Origin of the sequence: Rhodococcoides fascians A25f (assembly GCF_000760935.2) — a bacterium.
Lineage (GTDB): Bacteria > Actinomycetota > Actinomycetes > Mycobacteriales > Mycobacteriaceae > Rhodococcoides.
In genome coordinates, this window is record NZ_CP049744.1 from 4,826,781 (window position 1) to 4,847,580 (window position 20,800).

Here is a 20,800-nt window from a genome sequence, read left to right on the forward strand (position 1 = left end):
CTGAGCGGTCGGCTTCCAGGAGGAGTGGCATGAGCAGCGGAGACACAGCCGAACGCAGTCTCGAGCATTGGAGCGAAGCCGGTCGCACGGGCATGGAGGCGTTCTATGCCCTGGCCACCGAGGACTACCACCAGCTGGCCCTGGCCGCCGACTGGCCCGCACTGCTCGCCGCCCACTCGCACGACGGCTGGTCGTTGCTCGACGTAGCCTGCGGCAGCGGCAAGTTCCCGACCGCATTGCGCCGATACACCGATCTGTCCGCGGTACCCGAGGTGGCCTACGACCTGCTCGACCCGTCTGCGTTCTCTGTCGCCGAGGCGCGTGGGTCGCTCGGTGCGCCGTTCGTGGCTCGACACGACCTGGTGATGACGCTGCAGGACCTGCCCGCCGACCACACCGGCTACGACGTCGTATGGGCCACCCACGCCCTCTACGCACTTCCTCCGGCCGAGCTCGACGCCGCCGCCGAGCGGTTCGTGGCTGCGCTGGCCCCCGGCGGTCTCGGACTCGTCGCGCAAGCCACCGAAGCGTCCCACTACATCGCGTTCTACGACGCCTTCCGCGCAGGCGTCCGCGAAGCGACGCCGTACACAACGGCCGAGCAGGTGCGCGACGCGCTGATACGCGCCGGTGCGGACGTGCGCGACCAACGCGTCACCTACACAACCTCGACATCCGATCGCCTTGTCGCCGAGGGCTTTCTGCAGCGCTGCGCCTTCGACGACTCCGTGTCACTGGAGGAGATGGAGGCGGCACCGGTGTTGGGTGACTACCTTGCCTCCTGTCGCGACGCGTCCGGTTCCTACACCTTCTCGCACGAGGCGGCCCTGTTGTGGCTCTGAACCCGATGACCAATGAGCTTCTCCCAGAACAGAATCGCGACGGCGGTATCGATCAGGACTGGGCAGGTGACGATCAGGACTGGTGGGACTGGTACGTCACGCTGGCCGCCAACGACACGATGCCGACCGAGCTGGTCGACGGTCCCGGTCTACCGGACGTCGAGGCGGCGACGGACGCGCAGGTCGAACGTGAGCTTGCCGAGCCGTACAACCTCGACCCTGCTGCCGTCGAGTCCTTCGCGCGAGAAGCCTTCGTGCGGCTGCCCGCTGTGTTCTCGCCGGCCGTCGTACGTCGCCTCGCGGAGCGCCTCGAGGAGCTGCTGCGAGCCGAGCACGGCGACGACGTCGCAGGCCGATTCACCGCGTTGGAACAGATGTGGCTCCATGACGACCTGATGCGCGCCGTGGCGCTGTCTCCCCGAATCGGGGGTGTGGCCGCGGCTTTGCTCGACGAACCGGCCGTTCGGCTCTATCACGACAACGCGCTGTCCAAGGAACCCGGTTGCGGACGCACACCGTGGCACCACGACGCGGAGCATTTTCCGCTGCAGACCACCCAGGCGGTCACTGCATGGATGCCGATGTCGGCGATCCCCGGCCGAATGGGTCCGCTGTCGTTCGCTCGCGGCCGAAAGGTGCTGGACGAGGTTGCGGACTTGGAGTTCGACAAGGTCGGCACGTCGTACGACGAGGCCGTCGCGCAGCGCTTCGTCGAGCGTGACGTCGCGGTGCAGTCGGAGCCGTTCGCAGTGGGCGACGTGTCGTTCCACTCCGCGCTGTGCTTCCACACCGCGGGGCCCAACCTGACCACTCAGCCTCGCCGAGCGCTGGCCACCACCTACTTCGCCGACGGGGCTCGAGTCGTGGAGTCGCCGACGCTGATCAGCGGAACGTGGCGCGAATTCCTTCCCGGTGTCGAGCCCGGCGGCCTCGCGGCCTCCGAACTGAACCCTGTGGTCGGCCGCCGAGACTGAGCCGACGGTACTCGCGCCGAGACCCGGTCGTGCCCACCCCTATCGGCGCGTCACAGCGCCGGAGTCCGCGAACCGATCGACGAACGATACGCACCTCCCAGAATCACCGGAATGCAACAGGAACAACCGATCTCACTCAGCGTGGACATGTTGTCGGCGCACACCCGGGCGGACAACCGAAGCGGGCCAACAATTCAGGACGACAGTCGGGCTCGCAGGTGAGCGAAGTGTGCAGTCCAGGTCAGAGCTTCTCGGCGAGTACATCGAGGTAGCTTATTTCGGGCGGCGAGGCGAAGAGTTCGTCCGCCCGTTCGCCGAGAGCCTGGCCGACCGGTCCGTTGAGATGCGTTTCACGGGCGGCGTCGTCCGGGAAAGCATCGACGATGCCGAACGTCGATGGGCCGAACCGTACCGCCAACCAGGGTCGGGTGCCGGGCTCCTGTTCGACGAGCGGTTGGGCCGACCGGAGAAACTCCTCGACTGCATCTTCCTTGCCGGGCTTGGCTTCGAGTCGGACCAGTAGTGCCTTGGTGACCATGACGATTCTCCTGTTCGAGGTGGTGGACACGGCCAAGCATCACACCTCGGACCGGCAAAGGGAAGGGCCTGCAGTCCGAGCAAGAGCGAATTTGGTTTTGCCCCTAGTAATCTCGCAGCCGAGAGAGGAGACTCGACCGGTAGAGGGAATAGACACGCCAGGTGCAGCGCCGGCCGAATTTCGGCTGCCTCGCGAAACATGTTGATGTGCCAACGTTTTGGGTTACTGTTCAGTTCGGTGTGCTGCTGCGAACCGCCCACACCGCGTATCGGCTCGAAGATCACGATCTACTCGATCGACTGACAGGTCGATCGAATTCCGCACGGATACAGAAATATCGAACGACCGACACTCGCCGACGACGACGATCGCGACCAAGGAGTTCAGGGCGCTGACCCTCGTCGCCGCGTCGAATAGTGCTGTCTATCAGCTTGATTCGTTCTCAAGAAGTCATTTCGGCACTGCGTCCTGCCGGCTACCTTCTCGACCTGCGCTGCCCGACAGGCGAGTCGATCTCGACTCGTACCAGCCAGTACAACCACCTCACTACCAAGTCTTCGCCGATGTCGGGGTAACGGACGACGCCGTCCACATGCTCACCGGCCGGACCGATCGAAAGGAACGAGTCATGGCGACAGCTGTGGGTATAGACCTGGGCACCACCAACTCCGTCATCGCCAGCTGGCAAGGCGGCGAGCCGGTGGTGATCTCCAATATCGAGGGAGCGCGGACGACGCCGTCGGTGGTGGCCTTCACCGAGAGCGGAGAACGGCTGGTGGGTCAGCTTGCCCGACGGCAGGCGATCTTGAATCCGAAGGGCACGATCTACTCGGCGAAACGCTTCATCGGACGCCACTACGACGAGATCTCCGATGAGGCAAGAGCGGTCAGCTTCGACATCGTGGCCGGTGACAACGGCGAGGCCCGAATCGATGTGCGGGGCAAGAAGTATGCGCCGGAGGAGATCAGTGCCCTCGTACTGCGCAAGCTCGTCGACGACGCGAGCAAGTTTCTCGGCGAGAAGGTCAAGGAAGCAGTCATCACAGTTCCGGCGTACTTCAACGACGCGCAGCGCAACGCCACCAAGGACGCCGGCCGCATCGCGGGCCTCGAAGTCCTGCGGATCATCAACGAGCCGACCGCTGCGGCGCTGGCGTACGGCATGGACAAGCAGGTCCACGAAACCGTACTGGTCTTCGACCTCGGCGGCGGCACCTTCGATGTGAGCTTGCTCGACGTCGGCGAAGGTGTCGTCGAGGTTCGGTCGACGGCCGGCGACTCTCACCTGGGCGGGGACGACTTCGATCGACGCCTGGTGGACTACCTCGCCGACGACTTCCAGCAGGTGGAGAACATCGATCTGCGCAAGGACGCACAGGCGTTGCAGCGCCTTTTCGAGGCCGCAGAGAAGGCCAAGGTCGAGTTGTCCTCGGTGACCCAGGCCCAGGTCAACCTGCCGTTCGTCACCGCCGATTCGGACGGTCCCAAGCACCTCACGACCACCGTCATGCGATCGAAGTTCGAGGATCTGACGGCGGATCTCGTGGAGCGCTGCCTCGACCCGGTTAAACAGGCAATGAGTGATGCCAAGGTCACCGCCAACGACATAGACGAAGTGATTCTGGTCGGTGGTTCGACGCGCATCCCGGCGGTGCAAGCCCTGGTTCGCCGGCTCACCGGCGGCAAGGACCCCCACATGGGCGTCAATCCGGACGAAGTCGTGGCTCTCGGCGCGGCGGTTCAAGCCGGCGTGCTCAAAGGCGAGGTCTCCGACGTGCTGCTGCTCGACGTCACCCCGCTGTCTCTCGGCGTCGAGACACAGGGCGGGGTGATGACCAAGATCATCGAGCGCAACACGACCATCCCGGCCCGCCGCAGCGAAGTGTTCTCCACCGCGGAGGACGAGCAGTCCGCCGTGGATGTCGTTGTGCTGCAGGGCGAACGCGAGCGGGCCGCCGACAACCGTTCGCTCGGACGTTTCCGTCTGGAAGACATCCGGCCCGCACCGCGCGGCGACGCCCAGGTCGAGGTCACGTTCGATATCGACGCCAACGGCATCCTCAATGTCACGGCCAGGGACAAGGACACCGGCAAGGAACAGAGCATCACGATCAGTGAGCAGAGCAATCTGGACCCGAGCGAGGTCGAACGCATGCTGGCCGAGGCCGAACGGAATCGGGGCGATGACGAGGCGCTGCGCAAAGCTGTCGACGCGCGCAACGAACTCGATTCCGTTGCGTATCAGGTGGAACGGCGACTCGCCGAACTCGGCGACAGCGCGCCACCGCACGACAGGGCACGGGCCGAGATGCTGATCGCCGATGCCAGAAAGGCCGTGAAGGACGGCGCTTCGCCTGCAGATGTACAACCACTCGCCTCCGAGCTCCAACAGCTCCTCTACGGGCTCGTGCCGGTACAGGACGGCGGTGACGGACGTCAGGTCGGTGGTGCGGACGCGGCCTCGACCGATGACGACGACGTGATCGACGCCGAATTCGATCGAAGTTGAGGCACGAGATGGAAAGGGCTGCAGATCATTCGACACCCGAACCAGCGGCCGACGCCACGGAAGGAGATCGAACCGAGACGGTACCGCATCACGCCGCCACGAGCGCCGAGGAGGCTCGACTCGACGACCGCTGGCGCAGAGCCCTTGCCGATCTGGACAACTTGCGCAAGCGGTATGCCAAGGACCTGGAGCGAGAACGGGCCGCGGAGGTGACGAGAGTGTCCGCGGCGTGGCTGCCGGTACTGGACAATCTGGAACTTGCGTTGGCACATGCGGACAGCGATTCGCAGACCGTTGTCGACGGCGTCAAGGCGATCCGCGATCAGGCGGTGCAGGTGCTGTCACGGTTCGGTTTCGAGCGTCACGACGAGGTCGGAGTTCCGTTCTCCCCACAATTGCACGAAGTGGTCAGCGTGGTGGTCCGGCCCGACCTTCCGTCCGGGACCGTGATCGACGTCGTCCGTCCGGGTTACGGAGAGGCCGGACGGCAACTGCGGCCGGCGTCGGTGGTCGTCAGCCGCCCCGAGGGGTGAGCACCGATGGCGCGTGACCACTACGAATCGCTCGGAGTCCCGCGGGGTGCGACCACCGACGAGATCCAGCAGGCCTACCGCAAGCTGGCTCGCAAGTATCACCCCGACGTGAGCAAGGACCCCACTGCGGAAGACACGTTCAAGGAGATGAACGAGGCATACCAGGTGTTGTCCGACCCGGACACCCGGAAACGCTACGACCGGTTCGGTGCCGACTTTCGGCGTGTCCCCGAGGATTACGACGAACGGACCCGCACCAACTCGAGTGGGTACGGCGGTGGCGGGAACAGCGGCGGAGGATACGACCGCGGGAGCAGACGCGTGCACTTCGGTTCCGGTGGCGACGGTGGCGTCGATCTCGACGACCTCTTCGGGCAGATGTTCGGCGGCGGTGGCGGGTACGGGCCGATTCCCGGTGCCGATCAGGAAGCGGAACTGGCCTTGACGGTCGAGGAGGCGTACCGGGGCGGCACACGCACGCTCGGACTGGACGGACGGCAGTACGACGTCGACATTCCGGCCGGGGTCGTGGACGGCCAGCGAATTCGGTTGGCCGGGCAAGGCGGACGGAGCAACGGCGGCGCGCCGCCAGGGGATCTGTACCTCGTGGTACGGATCGAGCCACATTCCCGGTTCCGAGTACAGGGCCGAGACATTCACGTCGACCTCCCGGTATCGCCTTGGGAGGCGGTCCTGGGGGCGACCGTCGCCGTCACCACCCCGGGTGGCGAGGCGAAAGTCAAAGTGGCTCCGGGCTCGTCGACGGGTAGGAAGCTGCGCCTGCGCGGCGAAGGAATGCCGAATCCACGCGGCACCAACGGCAACCTGTACGCAGAGATCAAGGTGATGGTGCCGTCGAAACCGACAACACGCGAACGCACACTGTTCGAGCAGTTGGCCGCAGAATCGAACTTCGATCCGAGGACAAAGACATGAGCGACCCGAACCCGGTGGTCCGGTACGTACTGGTTCGTCGCACCGAATTGTCGACCGACGCCTTCGCCGAACGTACCGGGCTGCATCCGGAAATCGCACGGAAGCTCGTGGCCCTCGGTCTGCTCGACGTCGACCGCGTCGTAGACGGCGAAATGTTCTTCGCGCCAACCGAAGTGGCCCATGCTGCCCGCATTCGACGACTGCGGACCGGTCTCGGCCTGAACTACTCGGCAATCGGGCTCGTGCTCGACCTGCTGGAACGAATCGAGACACTCGAAGCATCTTCCCGCAGAAGGAGGACAACCACATGGACATCAGCAACCTGACCGAGAAGTCGCGCGAAGCGCTGCAGGAGGCCCAGAGCCTTGCGACCAGAATGGGTCACACCGAGGTCGACGGAGAGCACCTACTGCTCGCGTTGGTCGGTCAGCAGGATGGGTTGGTGCCCCGATTGCTCGAGCAGGCCGGTGCCGAGGTCGATGCCCTGCAATCCGATCTGGAAGGTGAACTCTCGCGAAGGCCCAAGGTCAGCGGCCCCGGTGCCGCGACCGGTCAGGTGACGATCACCCGACGCTTGTCCGTGCTCCTCGACGCCGCCGAGCGAGAGGCGAAGCGGCTCAAGGATTCCTACGTGTCGGTGGAGCATCTCCTGATGGGCCTAGCCGAAGAGGGTTCGGCCACTGCGGCAGGGCGAGTACTCGCCCGTCATGGAATCACCAGGGACTCCTTCCTCACAGCGCTGACGAAGGTGCGCGGCAATCAACGCGTCACCTCGGCCAGCCCGGAAGGTGCGTACGACGCGCTGGAGAAGTACGGACGCGACCTCGTCGCCGAGGGGCGGGCCGGCAAACTCGATCCGGTGATCGGACGAGACGCCGAGATCCGCAGGGTCACGCAGATCCTGAGCCGCAAGACCAAGAACAATCCGGTTCTCATCGGCGATCCAGGCGTCGGGAAGACCGCGATCGTCGAGGGCCTTGCCCAGCGGATCGTCCGCGGCGACGTTCCGGAAGGCCTGCGCGACAGAACGATCTTCTCACTCGACATGGGTTCCCTGGTGGCCGGTGCGAAGTACCGCGGGGAATTCGAGGAGCGTCTGCAGGCGGTACTGGCCGAGGTGAAGGCAGCCGACGGGCGGATTCTGTTGTTCGTCGACGAGTTGCATACCGTGGTCGGTGCCGGATCAGCAGGCGGTGAGGGGTCCCTCGACGCCGGCAACATGCTCAAGCCGATGCTCGCCCGAGGCGAGCTGCACATGATCGGTGCCACCACGCTCGACGAGTATCGCAAGCACATCGAATCCGATGCGGCACTGGAGAGACGGTTCCAGACCGTCCTCGTCGACGAGCCGAGCGCCGAGGATGCAATCTCGATCCTGCGCGGACTCCGCGAACGCCTCGAGGTGTTTCACGGCGTGAAGATTCAGGACGGCGCTCTCGTCGCTGCCGTCACCCTCTCGCACCGCTACATCACCGACCGCTTTCTCCCGGACAAGGCCATCGATCTGGTCGACGAGGCGTGCGCTCGGTTGCGCACCGAAATCGATTCGATGCCGGCCGAACTCGACGAACTCACCCGGAAGGTGACCCGGCTGGAGATCGAAGATGCCGCGCTGTCCAAAGAGACCGACGGAGCGAGCAAGGCGCGCCTCGACGAGCTGCGCAAGGAGCTGGCCGACCTGCGGGCCGAGGCCGATGCCCGGCACGCTCAGTGGGAGGCGGAGCGACAGGCGATCCGCCGGGTGCAAGAGCTTCGGAGCGAGCTCGAGCGCTTGCGCCACGAGGCCGAGGAGGCGGAGCGCGCCTACGACCTCAATCGGGCCGCCGAGTTGCGCTACGGCGAGATCGTCCAGCTCGAACGCAGGCTCGAGTCGGCAGAAGAGCAACTGGCCACCAGACAAGGCCGGAGCCCGTTGTTGCGCGAAGTGGTCACCGAGGACGAGATCGCGGAAATCGTGGCTGCGTGGACTTCGATCCCGGTCGCTCGGCTGCAGGAAGGCGAGCGGCAGAAGTTGTTGCAGCTCGACGAGATTCTGCACGAGAGGGTCGTAGGCCAGGACGAGGCGGTGCAGCTGGTCGCGGACGCGGTGATCCGGGCGAGGTCCGGCATCCGTGATCCACGCCGGCCGATCGGGTCGTTCATCTTTCTGGGTCCGACGGGCGTGGGAAAGACCGAGCTCGCAAAAACACTGGCCGGTGCTCTCTTCGACAGCGAAGACAACATGGTGCGCCTGGACATGAGCGAGTACCAGGAGCGGCACACGGTGAGCCGGCTCATCGGGGCACCTCCCGGATACGTCGGTTACGACGAGGGCGGGCAGCTCACCGAGGCGGTGCGCCGAAAGCCCTACTCCGTAGTGCTTTTCGACGAGATCGAGAAGGCGCACGCAGATGTCTTCAATACCCTGCTACAAGTGCTCGACGACGGCCGGATCACCGATTCACAAGGCAGGCAGGTCGATTTCAGGAACACAGTCATCATCATGACCTCCAACATCGGCTCCCAGCATCTCCTCGAAGGAGTCACACCCGACGGCGAGATCGAGCCGAACGCCCGCGAGCGGGTTTTCGCGGAACTGCGTGGGCATTTCCGTCCCGAGTTCCTGAACCGGGTCGACGACATCGTGCTGTTCACCCCACTCACCCTGCCCCAGATCGAGCACATCGTCGGGTTGCAGCTCGCCGATCTTCGGAACCGGTTGTCGGAGCGCAGGATCGACCTGGACATCACCCCGGACGCGCGCAGGCTCATCGCCGAACGCGGATTCGACCCGGTCTACGGTGCACGGCCACTGCGTCGATACATCGCCCACGAGGTCGAGACCAGGATCGGTCGCGCGCTACTGCGAGGGGACATCGAACCAGGCGGCACCATCGCCGTCACGGTGGTCGACGGAGAACTCGTCGTCGCGTATGCGGAACCCGCCGTCGCGGCGGCCTGAGAGGAGATGTCGCCATGGAATCGGAGAAGGTGAAATGCGCGCACTGCGGCAAGGTCAACAGGGTGCCTGCCGCAGCGGACGGGACACCCCGGTGCGGGAACTGCCACGAGCCGCTGCCGTGGATCGCCGCAGCACGGGACGAGGACTTCGCGGAGGTCGCCGAACAACCGACGGTGCCCGTACTCGTCGATCTCTGGGCGACCTGGTGCGGACCGTGCCGCATGGTCAGCCCGGCGCTCGAACAGCTCGCCGTAGAACGAGCAGGGCGGATCAAGCTGGTCAAGGTCGACGTGGATGCCGCGCCCCTGACGTCCGAACGATTCACCGTCCGCGCCGTGCCGACCCTGCTGGTGATGGATCGAGGTGAGGTCCTCGCTCGGCAGGCCGGTGCAGCCCCGGTACCCCAGCTACGCGCATGGCTCGATCGAGCGCTCTCGAAGAATGCAGACAAGGAGGCGACATCATGACGTTCGTGCAAATGGACCCGCACGTGAACGCAATCCGGTCCGTGGTGCCCAGAACCCCGCAGGGCTGCGAAGAATGCCTCCGTCTCGGCACCCCGTGGGTGCACCTGAGGCTGTGCCTGACGTGCGGACACGTCGGGTGTTGCGACTCCTCGCCGGGAAAACACGCGAGCGCGCACGCACATGTCCTCGGCCATCCGATCGTTCGGTCGATGGAACCCGGAGAAGATTGGAGGTGGTGTTATGTCGACCGAAATTTCGTCTGAGGACGCCGGACCAGCGGTCGTCGACGAGACCACGGACGAGCACGGCGCGTTCCCGCGGCTGACGGACGATCAGGTCGCAGTGCTCGAGGTCGGTGGCACGCGTCGATCGGTTCGTACCGGAGAGGTGCTGATACGCGAGGGTGCGCCCAGCAACGACTTCTTCGTCGTTCTGTCCGGCAAGGTCGCCGTTCTCGACGAGGGTGACCGGGACGGTGAACGTCGGATACTGCGCGTGCACGGACCCGGCCGCTTCTTGGGCGAGCTCGGACTGCTCGAAGGTCAGGTGGCGTTCTACACCGCCGAAGCGATCGAAGACGGCGAGCTGCTCGTCACTCCCGCCGAGCGGGTACGCGAACTGGTTGCCCACGATCCAGTGCTGAGCGATCTGATCCTGCGGGCCTACCTCCTGCGTCGGCACCTGCTGATCGGGCTCGGCTCGGGGTTCCGGATCATCGGGTCCTGCTATTCACCGGACACGTTGCGGCTTCGAGAGTTCGCAATGCGAAATCGATTGCCCCACAGATGGATCGATCTCGAGCGGGACGAGCGGGCGGAGCAGCTGTTGCGCAGCCTGGACATCGCCCCCGAAGACGTTCCCGTCGTCATCTGGCACGGCGAGAAGGTACTGCGCAATCCGACGAACACAGAGCTCGCACGCATCGTCGGACTTTCCGTGCCGAACGCGGCCCAGGACGTGTTCGATCTGGTCGTCGTGGGTGCAGGACCGGCCGGACTGGCCGCATCCGTATACGGAGCCTCGGACGGGTTGAACACGGTGACACTGGAGACGATCGCCGCAGGGGGACAGGCCAGCACCTCCTCCCGAATCGAGAACTATCTGGGATTCCCGGCCGGAATCTCCGGATCCGAATTGGCCGAGCGGGCTGTGATCCAGGCCGACAAGTTCGGTGCCCGCATCCTGGTCTCGGCAGAGGTGACCGGATTGACGTCCGAAGCCGGGTACCACGTGCTCCGGCTCTCTGACGGCGGCACGGTTCGCGGCCGGTCCATCGTGCTCGCCACCGGCGCGCGGTACCGCAAGTTGACCGTTCCCGGTATCGCGGAACTGGAAGGCACGAGTGTGTACTACGCCGCCACTCATCAGGAAGCCCGCATGTGCGGGACCGACCCGGTGGCCATCGTCGGCGGCGGTAACTCCGCAGGCCAGGCGACAGTGTTTCTCGCCGAACATGTTTCGGACGTCCACTTGCTCATCCGCAATGACGATCTCGGAAAGAGCATGTCCCGTTACCTCGTCGACCAGATCGAGCACAACCCGCACGTGACCGTGCACCGCCACACCGAAGTTCGCGCGGTCCGCGGCAAGAAATACCTCGAGGAAGTCGTAGTCGAGAACAACCGCACGGGCGAACAGGCCACGATCAGGGCGCACGCCCTGTTCGTGTTCATCGGAGCGATGCCCTACACGGGGTGGCTTGCCGACGCCATCGCACTCGACGAACACGGGTTCGTCGTCACCGGTACGGACGCAGCTCTCGCTCGCGGAGACGGTGCCCTGCAGATCGGAGCAGCGCTGTGCGGGACGCTCGAAACGAGCCGACCCGGCCTGTTCGCCGCGGGCGACGTCCGCAGCGGCTCGGTGAAGCGAGTCGCATCCGCAGTCGGTGAAGGAGCGATGTCGGTACGCCAGGTCCACGAGTATTTCGAGCGACGGTGACGTGGGAAACCGCAGCCATCGCAGCCCTGACGGATCCAGTGGACACACGTACACTGGATTCGGTGGGGAAGAAAACTCAGCGCACACAGGAGTTGGGTGAACTCGCCGAGCTCACCCTTCGCGAGTTGGCGTCGGCCGCGGGTGGAGTGCGTGCAGTTCACTCGGCTGTTGCACGACGCACATTTGCCGCCGTGAAACTCGGCGCAGGGCCGGCTGTCTTGCCGACACAGCTGATGCACGATGCCATTTCCGCCGGCACCTACGCGAGCATCGTGGCCGCCTGCACCGGCGCAGCCAAGGTAGTCGGTGCGCTGACCGGCAGTTCCGACGTGACCGGCGACGAGGTCACCGAGGACGATTCGCGGCCGTCACCCTCGCACACCACCCGCGGCGCTCAGACCATCGCTGTCCTGCACGGTCTCATCGGCGACGACATGGAGCGCAGTTCTCGGGTCCTTGCCTACCCGATGTCGATACGTGTCGACGGTCGCCCGGTAGTTCCGAAATACCGCGCTCTGGCCACGGCGTTTCCCGACGCGGGAGCGCACCTCGTGATGTTCCTGCACGGACTCGTCGAGACCGAATCGGCATGGCGGCTCGGTGGGCGACCCACGTACGGGGAGCGGCTGGACTCCGAAGCCGGAACCACCTCGATCTTCTTGCGCTACAACACCGGACGTCGAATAGCAAAGAACGGCGCCGACCTGTCGGACTTGCTGGAACAGCTCGTCACGGCGTGGCCGGTCAGGGTTCACCGAATCACTTTGGTCGGACACTCCATGGGCGGGTTGGTCTCACGCAGCGCCGCTCACCATGCCGCCGAGAGTGGCCGCCGATGGGTGGAGCTGTTGACGGACGTATTCACGCTGGGGACACCACATCTGGGTGCGCCGCTTGCGCGCGGCGTTCACGTCGCCACCGCTGCGCTGGCGCTCGCGCCCGAGACCCGTCCGTTCGCGAACCTGTTGGCGCGTCGAAGCGCTGGAGTCCGCGACCTGATTCACGGATCGATCAACGCAGACGAGGGACATGCGAGCTACGCCGACGGATTCGACGTCGGAGCGGCCGCGGACATCTCGGTTCCGGACGGGGTGCGGCATCATCACGCCTCCGCCGTCATCACAGGAAACCCGCGACACCCCGTCGGGATATTCGTGGGCGACGGCCTCGTTCGCACCGACAGCGCCGGAGGACGAAACAAGCTGCGTGACATAGGACTTCGGCCGGACGATGGTCTGGCGATCAACAGCGCACACCATTTCACGCTCCTCAACGACCAGAGGGTGTACGGCTGGATGCGACGCGCACTGGCATATCGATAGCCGCAGCCAAGCTTGCCACCGCGGCGCAACTCGAGCAGAATGCTGCCGCGCTTTCGATCGACCGCGGCAAACGCCGTGGACGTGATGCACTTCGGCGGCGACTACACCCTTGCTGTTTCCGGCACCGCGGTGGACAAAATCGCGGGGAGGTCCTGGACACTGCACGACCTGATCGCCACTGCCCTACTCTAAGACCTCGGCCCCTACAATCGTCCGTTATGCGTAGGTTTTTCGGTGCCCTGGCCGCGGTTGTCGTCCTATCTCTGTCCGGTTGCTCGTCGAGCGAGTCACCCGACCCCGTACCACCGACGGGCGCGAACACGTCTGCCGAGTTCCCGGTCACGATCGAGGGGGCACTCGGTTCGTCCGTGGTCGGCTCGGAGCCCACCCGTGTGGTCGCGCTGTCGTGGACCGACGCCGACATTCTGCTGTCGCTGGGAGTGACGCCGGTGGCCACCGCCCGAGCAACCGCCGCGTCGGGGTTCCAACCGTGGGCCGAGGCCGAGCTGGGCGATCAAGATGCCCCAGCGTTCCTCCAAGGAGCCAATGCCGACCTGTCGATCGAAGACGTGCTCGCCTACGAACCAGACCTGATCGTCGGGACGAAGGCATTCGGACTCGACACCCGCTACGAACAGCTGTCGGCGATAGCGCCTGTTGTGCACTACGACAGCACACCCTCGGCAGAAACGTGGGAGGACGCCACCAGGTCGATCGCGGCCGCGCTCGGGCGCAGCGACGACGGTGAGCGGGTGATCGCGGAGACCGACTCGACGATCTCCGCTGCGGCAGAGGCCAACCCCGAGCTGACCGGTAAGACGTTCACGTTCTTCGTCGGCCCCGCCAACGGCAGTGTCTACGTGGTCAATTCGACCGACGACGCCGGTGCGCAATTTCTCGACTCGCTCGGCATGCGGCCCACCGACTACGCGACCGGGCTGCCGACCAGCTCCATTCCGGGGCGAGCACAGATCACCTACGAATACCTGGCAGACAACGACGCCGATCTCGTGATCGCGACGGGACAACCAGCCGATCTCGACGCTTTCCGAACGCTCCCGGGTATCGCATCCCTGTCCGCAATCGCGCGCGGGAACTACGTTCCACTCTCTCCGACGGAGGCTCAGTCGATTGCATTCCCGTCTCCACTCAGTCTCGAGTGGGCGACCGGCAACATCGTGCCGAAGTTCTGACATATATCCCTCGACAAAACCCTGAAACCGACAGAACCCCCGATTCCATGACGTGAATCGGTCCATTGGTACACACTCGATAGGAACAGGGTCGGTCGAGGGACGGAGTCGTATGGTCGACACCCCACACTCGCCGTTCGGCGGGGAACCACTCGTCTCGGACATGGCACCGCACGCGGCGTCCATCGGGATCACCCGCTTTCATATCGGCACTTCATACCTGGAGTGGGATACGCGCGCAGCCGCGATATTCGACGTCGGTCACGACGATCGGCCCGCCCTCGACATCTGGCGCAGTCGCGTACATCCGGACGATACCGCTGTGCTCCGAGCCCTCTACGGTGATGCGTGCGCGTCCATCGGGGCAGAGCGCATCTATCGAATCATCGACCGCGGCAGCAACATACGGCACATACTAACCCGGAGTGTGTCCATCGAACATGCCCCCGACGGTTCGCCATCGGTGCTCACCGGGGTCGTCTCGCTTGTCGAGCCACCGACGGGACTGCACGTAGACCTCATGCCGGACGTGCGGTGGAGTCGGATCCTCGATTGTGTCTCGCTCGGATTCGCCATCGTCGACGAAGCGATGGTGCTGCGGTACATCAACAATCAGACCGAGCGCCATCTGGGCGTCAGCCGAACGGAGGTGGTCGGACGGCACATCCACGAGGCACTGCCGGTGACGAGAGGGTCCTACTTCGACGATCTGCACCGTGCCGCGGTAGCCACTCGCGGCGAGGTCACCAGGGTGGTGCAAGCCCTCTTCATTCCGGACAGGACGCTGGAGGTGACTGCAAACTATATCGACGGTGTCGTTGCGATCAGCTTCCGAGACGTCACCGATTTTGCGGCCACAACCGGCAGTCTGCTCGAGGCGTATCGCGAACTCCTGGTCAAGTCGCGGGTCGACGATCTCACCGGCGTGCTCAATCGCGCCGCCTTGCTCGAACGAATCGAGCGAACAACTGCGGAGACAGCTGCTCCAGCGGCAGTGATGTTCATCGATCTCGATGACTTCAAGGCCATCAACGATACGTACGGCCACTTGGTTGGAGACGAAGTTCTACGCACAACGGCCGCGCGGCTGGTTGCGGTCTGCGACTCCGGCACCGTGTTCGGAAGAATCGGCGGAGACGAGTTCGTCGCGGCCATCTTCGACGGCACCCTGCTCGGCCGAACTCGATCCGCCGCGGACATCGAGCGCGAGATGGTCATTGCGACGTCCCCGCCGATCGACGTCGTCGACGGACATGTCTCCGTGTCGATCAGCATCGGCGTCGCGCACAACACTGGAGCCAGCACCCTCGAAGAGATGCTGACCCAGGCCGACACCGCTCTGTACAAGGCCAAACAGTCGGCCGCTTCGAATCGGACCGACAGAGCGCCCGGGTCACCGTAACTTCGATCAGGCTCCAGTCGAAGTTCTACCCGAGCATCGAGGTCAGCTCCGGTCGTTTGGCCGTCCGACTGTCGCCCGAGGAACGTCTACGGACTCGGCGAGTCAACCACGGCGCGAGAAACATGCCGGCCCAGGTGAGGTCGGCACGAACTCGGGAGACCAGACGCGGGCGTGTGAGCGGTGCCAGAGGGAGATTCCACGCGTCCGTGGCACCCGGCAGGTCCAGTGCATAGGCGGCAGCTGCGGCGAGCCGCGCATGTCCGGTCTCGTTGAGATGCAGACGGTCCCAGCTCCACAGCCGCGGGTCCGATGCCACATCGTGCCGCTCGAGGTCGATCAATACGACTCCGAATTCCTCTGCAGCCCCGCGAATCTCGGAGTTCAGCTCGGTCATACGCTTCGCAATGACCGCCCGACCGGGGACCGGGTGAGCGAGACGGGGAAACGTCATGGTGATGACGGTGCAGTCGGCGGACCGCAGCGCGCCGAACATCGCGCCCAGTTCACCTGCCACGGTGCGAGCATCGAAATTCGGTCGCAAGATGTCGTTGACGCCGGCAGCAACGGACGCAACGCTCGGTCTCAACGCCAATGCAGCGGGCAACTGCTCGGCCCTGACCTGCGCGGCTTTGCGACCACGCACCGCGAGGTTGGCATAGGCAACCCCGTTTTCGCTCTCGGCCATGTGCTCGGCGAGCCGATCGGCCCAGCCACGAAAGCCCGTTTCCTCGTCGCCATCGTTCAGCCCCTCCGTCTGGCTGTCGCCGAGGGCCACGTAACGCAACTGGTCCTTTTCGTTCACCACGTCCACCGCTCCTCCATCGAGCATAATATACAACAAGTTGTATATGAAAGTACTATGTGGAGTGGGCCGCGGGTACTGTGCCGAATCATGTCGCTACGTGATGCCGTGCTCGCCGCACTGGTCGACGGGGAGCTGTCGGGCTACGACCTGTCCAAGGCGTTCGATGCCACTGTCGCCAACTTCTGGACCGCCACTCCCCAACAGCTCTATCGCGAGCTCGATCGAATGGATCGGGACGACGTGATCTCGGCGAAGCTGGTCGAGCAGGACGGTCGGCCCAACAAGAAACTGTTCAGCCTGACCGACAAAGGCCGTGCGGCGCTGCGCCAGGTCAGTCACAGGCAATCGAAACTTCCTGCTATTCGTGACGAGCACCTGGTCGCAGTCCACGCACTGGAGGCCGGCGACATCGAGCCTATGACCGCCGCGATCCGCGAACGAATGCAGCTCTCGCGCGACAAGCTGGCCAGGTACGACCGGATGGCGCACCGCCTGCTCGACGGACGCACCGAGACCGACTTTCTGGCGACCGCTGATCGCATCGGCCCCTACCTCACCCTGATGCGAGGACGAATGTTCGAGGAGGAATCGCTCCGCTGGGGTGCCCGCGTCCTCGAAGTACTCGACGCCCGCGCTGATCGTAGATGAGCGCGACATAACCCCGTCACTAGTCGCAAAGTTGTGTATGGTTCGCGGATAACAACCGGATCGTGGGCAGTCCCGGTCCTGGCCTGACTGAAGGAGATGACGCGTGCAGCTGTTCCGAGAAGCCGTAGAGGCGAACGACCACGACGCCATGGCCTCCACCCTTGCTGACGACGTCGTCTTCAGCTCCCCCGTCGCCTTCAAGCCGTACCACGGCAAGCAGACGACCGCGGCGATACTACGCGCCGTCACACGCGTGTTCCGCGACTTCCACTACGTCCGAACCGTCGACGACATCGGCGGCCGCGACCACGTCATGTTCTTCGAGGCCCGCATCGACGACGTCACCGTGCACGGCTGCGACATCCTGCACCTCGATTCCGACGGCCTGATCGACGACTTCACCGTGATGGTCCGTCCGCTGTCGGCGGCGCAGGCACTCTCCCGCGCCATGGCTACGGAATTCGCCGCCGAGATGGCCTCGATCACCCCCACGGACAAGACCGGCTGACGCAGGCCCAGGTCGTGTACATGAAAGTCGCGTCCGACAATCCGGGCCCCTGCACTGCCGCCGCTGTCTACTTTTCGGCGAGACCTAGTGCCGCTGAGAGATATTCACGCGAATCTCGAAACGTCTGCGCCACGCCGCGTCCCGCGACGGCTCCGTACCGACTGATCTGATCGTCATCGAGAAGGTCGAGCACAGTGGTGGAATCTGCGTGCATCCAACCGCCGTCTCGCACCAGTTCGTGGGCGCGTTTGCCCTGCAGGGCTGCAATTCCCTCGACCCTGATTCCTTTCGGATCGGTCGACACTGCGATGTAGTAAGCCTTCTTGCCGGGGTAACCGGCCTTGACCTTCGAGCGCAACCGCAAGACGGCATCGACGGCGTCATCGACGGCAGACGACTGCTCGTCGGAGCCCGATTCGGCAGCAGAGACGCGTGCAATCTCAGCATCCAGTCCAGCAAGCAAAGTGGCGAGGTACTCGAGATCGCTCATCAACTCATGATGCCCTACGACAGCGGACTCTCGAACCAGACCCGACGACGCTCACAATTCAGCTTCAGCTGAACCGGAGGCAGTCCCCGGGCCAACGCACTCGACATGGGGAGCCAGGTTTACACGTCAGAATCCCCAGCGCAAGATCGGGTGCGGTCGAATAGCAACGCAGCCCGCCGAGTTCGATGACTCGTCCACTGAGATCCGGCAGGTTTCGCCACTCGATGCAGCAGACCCAAGTCAACACGAGCCGATACCGATCCCCAGATTCACGCCCCTAACCGAAATCGACACCTCGCAGGCAGGGCGGGGATCACTGCGACGGGCGTCGATTCGACCGATCGAGTCAATCGACTCCTCACCTTCGGATACCTGACTCCGATCGGCGTCGGATATCCGGAACCGAGGAGCTGATTCGACGCGAAGTAGGTAAGAAAAACTCCGAGCCCGGCACCGGGATCGGAGTGGTCGGAGCCTCCTAACGGGATTGAACCGTTGACCGCTCGCTTACAAGTATGTTGCGAGACAACCAGATACGTCCGCATGGAACCATCACAGATACTCTGACCTGCGTCAATCGTCCAACCAGCACCACCCGAATCCACCGTCGTAAGTCCCGACATGTGACACGCTCGTGACACCGAAGAGCAAGGCATCAGCGACCGCACCCCGCACGCAACTACCGATGGCGATTCGTCAGCACGGCATTGCGTCGAAGATTTTGTCGGGCCCCGCCTGCACACTGTCTGTCATGGTCACAGATCCCCACCCGCCCGATCCTGGCGAGGATCGAAAAGTTAACCAGCTGAATGCTGAATCAGAGGAGTCATCCAAACCCGACGACGAGAAGCTTCATCAAGCGGCGGACGCCCTCGATAGCGTGGCGGAACACGATTCTGAGTACCGCCGATACGCCGCTGCTCGTGATGTCTTCGTCGACCACCGTATGGTCGACGATGAGAGCGATGACACCGACAGCGGCAACCACCTCACCTTGGAGCACCGCGCTGCATGGCGGTCGCTGCGGTACCAACTTGATTTCGATAGGTCGTCGGGAAGCGAACGCGTTCGATTGCTCCCCGAGTTCCGCGGACCCGACAGCACCAACCCACCCGACACCAGGTCAGTGGACTCAACCATCGTTGCCACGTGGAGAGGTCTCGCAGGACTCGTCCAGCACGCCCCGACCCGAGCACGACTTCACCACTTGCTCTTCCAGGTCGGCAGCGGGGACAGACTCAACCACGCGCGTGCCGCAATCGCCGCCTACATCGACGCGTCCGCACTAGAAGCGCGCAACTACGACGCCGTTGCGGATTGCCGGGCTGCTATCCGGCTCAGTCGGGCTATCAACGACGACACAACATTGAGTACGTCCATCGACCAGGTCTGCGTCCTCGTCGAGCGGCTCCTCGGACAGGACGATCCACCGTTCGGGTCCGTGGTCGGCGCGCTGATCACGCTCACTGGAGAAGGCAGTCCGGGAACCACTACGCGCTTGTTGGCCACAGCCGAGAAGAAGTGGCCCGACCCGACTCAACGAGACCGCATCCTCAACCTCGCCCTCGAATCCGCCACGTCACCTTCGGAGCGCGCCGAAATCTGGCGACGCCGAGTCCACACCTTCCTCGACCGGGCGGACAGCGAAACCAACAACATCATGAAAGCCACCCGCCTCCACCAGGCGGTCGAACTGGCAGAGCGCTCAAATGACCCAGCGCTTCGCAACGAAGCCACCGTCCGCCTCCAACAGGTCCGAGAGCTCGACCTGGAAATGATGCACCTCACCGCATCGTCGCGTCAGTTCCAGGAAGAGTGGGACTCGTGCGTCGACGCAGTTCTCGGCACCGACACATCGACGAGACCGACCGCCGAAGCCGGAGATGCGCCCGACGAACCCTCAGCAAACTGGTCGGAGGCGCTGTCGGCGTTCGCATCGTTCACCACAGTCACTGGACCCATCGCCACCACCGAGCGCCGCGTCCGAGAGCAATACGCCCTCGCTCCTCTGACCGCCCTATTCTCGACTCAACTGCAGACTCCAGAGGGTTTGCCACTCTGGGCCCCAACGACCGACGCGGAACGTCTCGACATGGACATGGTGAAGTGGGAAACCCAGCTCCTCGGTCATTGGGCACCAATCTTCGCCGCCGCGCTCCATGAGATCGTCCACCGCTTCGGCACGCCGCCGGCCGAGAACCTGCACCATGTGCTCAACATTGGTCCCGCGATGACCAGCGACACCTCGACTCGGTTGTGCCGCGCACTGTTTCGCTTCTGGTCGGGCGACCCGGAAGCGGCCGCGTACACCACAACCCCAGTGATCGAGTCAATGCTCCGCACTGCAGTACTTGCCGCCGACCAAGGCATATATCGACTGCAACAGGGACAGTCGCCAGGCCAATACGTCGGCCTGGGAGTCATGTTGAACCTTTTCTGCACCGAGTACGACGTCCCCGAAGACGATCGTCGGATGTTCAACGCCATATGCAATCACCCAGCCGGCTGGAATACCCGAAACCTTCTCGCACACGGCTACGTGAAAAACGTCGACTCCGGTGTCGCCGCGGTACTCATCCACATCGCCCTGCGAATCGTGGTCCTGGCCGCGAATAAAACGCAACCGACACATGAATGACGACTCCGGTCGCGATCGATCACGATCCGTGCGTGCATGCGTGCATGCGTGCGGAGACGATGCCGCGGAGCGCGGCTTAGTCGTAAAATACTACTTCGGCATTGGCTTTCATG

At 64.2% G+C, this 20,800-nt stretch carries 20 protein-coding genes; 16 read left to right on the top strand and 4 right to left on the bottom strand.

The window, feature by feature from the left end:
* Window positions 1-29 precede the first annotated feature (29 nt).
* Together BH93_RS22640 and BH93_RS22645 are read left to right on the top strand one after the other, a co-directional pair.
* Complete coding sequence (locus tag BH93_RS22640; RefSeq protein WP_037172665.1) at window positions 30-842, top strand: class I SAM-dependent methyltransferase; 813 nt, start codon at window positions 30-32, stop codon at window positions 840-842.
* Window positions 843-847: 5 nt separating this feature from the next.
* Complete coding sequence (locus BH93_RS22645; protein WP_037173359.1) at window positions 848-1,816, top strand: phytanoyl-CoA dioxygenase family protein; 969 nt, start codon at window positions 848-850, stop codon at window positions 1,814-1,816.
* A gap of 241 nt (window positions 1,817-2,057) precedes the next feature.
* Here the strand turns inward: BH93_RS22645 and BH93_RS22650 are convergent, their stop codons facing one another.
* Window positions 2,058-2,354, bottom strand: coding sequence for a putative quinol monooxygenase (locus BH93_RS22650; RefSeq protein WP_032376247.1), 297 nt, complete (start codon window positions 2,352-2,354; stop codon window positions 2,058-2,060).
* A gap of 628 nt (window positions 2,355-2,982) precedes the next feature.
* Here BH93_RS22650 and dnaK point away from each other — a divergent pair.
* The 11 genes from dnaK (at window position 2,983) to BH93_RS22705 (ending at window position 15,598) form a co-directional block, all read left to right on the top strand.
* On the top strand, window positions 2,983-4,863 hold the full coding sequence (gene dnaK / locus BH93_RS22655; RefSeq protein ID WP_032396347.1) for a molecular chaperone DnaK: 1,881 nt from the start codon (window positions 2,983-2,985) through the stop codon (window positions 4,861-4,863).
* A gap of 8 nt (window positions 4,864-4,871) precedes the next feature.
* Window positions 4,872-5,396 (top strand): nucleotide exchange factor GrpE, encoded by a 525-nt coding sequence (locus BH93_RS22660; RefSeq protein WP_037172666.1) that lies wholly within the window; start codon window positions 4,872-4,874, stop codon window positions 5,394-5,396.
* 6 nt (window positions 5,397-5,402) lie between these two features.
* A complete protein-coding gene (locus tag BH93_RS22665; protein ID WP_037172667.1) occupies window positions 5,403-6,332 on the top strand; it encodes a DnaJ C-terminal domain-containing protein in 930 nt (309 codons plus the stop codon).
* On the top strand, window positions 6,329-6,658 hold the full coding sequence (locus BH93_RS22670; protein ID WP_037172672.1) for a chaperone modulator CbpM: 330 nt from the start codon (window positions 6,329-6,331) through the stop codon (window positions 6,656-6,658). The genes BH93_RS22665 and BH93_RS22670 overlap by 4 nt, the downstream gene beginning before the upstream one ends.
* Window positions 6,640-9,273, top strand: a complete 2,634-nt coding sequence (gene clpB / locus BH93_RS22675; RefSeq protein WP_037172674.1) for an ATP-dependent chaperone ClpB — start codon at window positions 6,640-6,642, stop codon at window positions 9,271-9,273. Before BH93_RS22670 ends, clpB begins: the two co-directional genes overlap by 19 nt.
* A gap of 14 nt (window positions 9,274-9,287) precedes the next feature.
* On the top strand, window positions 9,288-9,740 hold the full coding sequence (gene trxA, locus BH93_RS22680) for a thioredoxin (RefSeq protein ID WP_037172675.1): 453 nt from the start codon (window positions 9,288-9,290) through the stop codon (window positions 9,738-9,740).
* Entirely contained in the window at window positions 9,737-10,003 is a 267-nt protein-coding gene (locus tag BH93_RS22685) for a ubiquitin carboxyl-terminal hydrolase 14 (protein WP_080738962.1), read from the top strand. Before trxA ends, BH93_RS22685 begins: the two co-directional genes overlap by 4 nt.
* Window positions 9,981-11,681, top strand: a complete 1,701-nt coding sequence (locus BH93_RS22690) for an FAD-dependent oxidoreductase (RefSeq protein WP_037172676.1) — start codon at window positions 9,981-9,983, stop codon at window positions 11,679-11,681. The genes BH93_RS22685 and BH93_RS22690 overlap by 23 nt, the downstream gene beginning before the upstream one ends.
* A gap of 62 nt (window positions 11,682-11,743) precedes the next feature.
* Window positions 11,744-13,003 carry an esterase/lipase family protein gene (locus BH93_RS22695; RefSeq protein ID WP_052065046.1) on the top strand — a complete coding sequence of 420 codons (1,260 nt, stop codon included), beginning with the start codon at window positions 11,744-11,746 and terminating at the stop codon, window positions 13,001-13,003.
* 218 nt (window positions 13,004-13,221) lie between these two features.
* Window positions 13,222-14,196: an iron-siderophore ABC transporter substrate-binding protein gene (locus BH93_RS22700; protein ID WP_037172681.1), complete on the top strand. Its 975-nt coding sequence runs from the start codon at window positions 13,222-13,224 to the stop codon at window positions 14,194-14,196.
* A gap of 112 nt (window positions 14,197-14,308) precedes the next feature.
* Window positions 14,309-15,598 (top strand): GGDEF domain-containing protein, encoded by a 1,290-nt coding sequence (locus tag BH93_RS22705; RefSeq protein ID WP_052064950.1) that lies wholly within the window; start codon window positions 14,309-14,311, stop codon window positions 15,596-15,598.
* 25 nt (window positions 15,599-15,623) lie between these two features.
* Here the strand turns inward: BH93_RS22705 and BH93_RS22710 are convergent, their stop codons facing one another.
* Window positions 15,624-16,400, bottom strand: coding sequence for an SGNH/GDSL hydrolase family protein (locus BH93_RS22710; protein ID WP_037173361.1), 777 nt, complete (start codon window positions 16,398-16,400; stop codon window positions 15,624-15,626).
* Between the two features lie 90 nt (window positions 16,401-16,490).
* Here BH93_RS22710 and BH93_RS22715 point away from each other — a divergent pair, with 90 nt between their 5' ends.
* Together BH93_RS22715 and BH93_RS22720 are read left to right on the top strand one after the other, a co-directional pair.
* Complete coding sequence (locus BH93_RS22715) at window positions 16,491-17,051, top strand: PadR family transcriptional regulator (protein WP_037172683.1); 561 nt, start codon at window positions 16,491-16,493, stop codon at window positions 17,049-17,051.
* Window positions 17,052-17,154: 103 nt separating this feature from the next.
* Window positions 17,155-17,559, top strand: a complete 405-nt coding sequence (locus tag BH93_RS22720; protein ID WP_080738963.1) for a nuclear transport factor 2 family protein — start codon at window positions 17,155-17,157, stop codon at window positions 17,557-17,559.
* A 67-nt stretch (window positions 17,560-17,626) separates the two neighbouring features.
* On the opposite strand, the gene BH93_RS22725 is transcribed toward BH93_RS22720, so the two are convergent.
* A complete protein-coding gene (locus BH93_RS22725; protein WP_037172685.1) occupies window positions 17,627-18,049 on the bottom strand; it encodes a hypothetical protein in 423 nt (140 codons plus the stop codon).
* 826 nt (window positions 18,050-18,875) lie between these two features.
* A complete protein-coding gene (locus tag BH93_RS22730; protein WP_155290900.1) occupies window positions 18,876-19,037 on the bottom strand; it encodes a hypothetical protein in 162 nt (53 codons plus the stop codon).
* Between the two features lie 138 nt (window positions 19,038-19,175).
* Here BH93_RS22730 and BH93_RS22735 point away from each other — a divergent pair, with 138 nt between their 5' ends.
* Entirely contained in the window at window positions 19,176-20,687 is a 1,512-nt protein-coding gene (locus BH93_RS22735; protein ID WP_155290901.1) for a DUF4209 domain-containing protein, read from the top strand.
* Window positions 20,688-20,800: the final 113 nt, after the last annotated feature.